This is a genomic window from Streptomyces sp. NPDC101151, from assembly GCF_044768335.1.
Classification (GTDB): domain Bacteria; phylum Actinomycetota; class Actinomycetes; order Streptomycetales; family Streptomycetaceae; genus Streptomyces.
In genome coordinates this window covers 1-1,109 of sequence record NZ_JBIWPP010000144.1, presented here as the reverse complement: position 1 = coordinate 1,109, position 1,109 = coordinate 1, and the positions used below count along the sequence as shown (strand labels likewise).

General features: G+C 64.2%; 1 protein-coding gene. It reads right to left on the bottom strand.

The features are described from left to right. Positions 1-1,109, bottom strand: a 1,109-nt coding sequence (gene ltrA, locus ACIRU3_RS47820) for a group II intron reverse transcriptase/maturase (RefSeq protein ID WP_404070813.1), incomplete at both ends; no start/stop codon positions are given.

Genomic DNA, 1,109 nt, shown 5'->3' with positions numbered 1-1,109 from the left:
CGGGCTCTCCACGGCCTCTGCCGTTCAGGCGTGGTTGAGGCTCCAAGGGTTGGAATCGTGTTGCCTCGATAGCGGTAACGGGAGACCGTCACCGCCTGGAGATCGAACAACACAGTTCCGTCCGCCGAGAGCTTGCGCCACCGGCCGGTGTGGTCGGTGAAGCGCCGACGGACGTCCTTCCACTTCCAGCGGTGCAGCACCATCCACCAGCTGATCAACCGGCGCCACGTGAAGTGCGCCAGCGAACTGAAGGAGACTTTCGCCACCGCATGCTTGAAGTAGTTGGCCCAGCCGCGCATGATCTGGTTGATCCTTCTCAGCACGTCCCCGGGTTCCTGCTGCGACGTTCTGTTCGTCAGGGCACGGATCTTGTCCTTCAGCTGCCGAATGGGCCGGTCAGCAATGAAGGTGTAGACGTACCACTTGTCCGTTCCTCGCTTGCGGCGCCACTGGATGCGGAACCCCAGGAAGTCGAAACCATCCGACATGTGCACGATCTGGGTCTTGGCCTGCGAGAGGCGAAGTCCCAGGGGCCGAAGCACTCCGGCAATCTCCTCGCGCAACTCCTCGACATCCGCGCTATCTCCGTCCACCAGGACCACGAAGTCGTCCGCGTAGCGGACGATTCGCCAGTTCGGGCATCCAGAATGGCGACGGCGTCTGCGCTGGTAAGCGGTGGCCATCGCCCCGCCTGGTTCCCATGGCCTGGCCAGGTGCTCATCGAGCTCCGACAAGGCGATGTTGGACAGGAGCGGGGAGAGGATGCCGCCCTGCGGAGTGCCGGTGTAGGTCTCCTCGTGGTCGCCGCCCTCAGTGAGGACGCCGGCCTTGAGGAACGCGTTCACCAGCCGCAGCACGCGCTTGTCCTTGACCCGACCTCGCACCCGGCCCATCAGGGCCGAATGGTTGATGGAGTCGAAGCACGCCTCGATATCCGCGTCCAGGACCCAGCGATAGCCGTGGGTGCCATAGAAGTGGATCTCGGCGATCGCGTCGTGTGCCCGCCGCAAGGGCCGGAAGCCGTAGGAGACCGGCTCGAAGTCGGCCTCGAAGATCGGCTCCAGCACCAGTTTGAGGGCTGCTTGAACGACCCGGTCGGCGATGGTCGG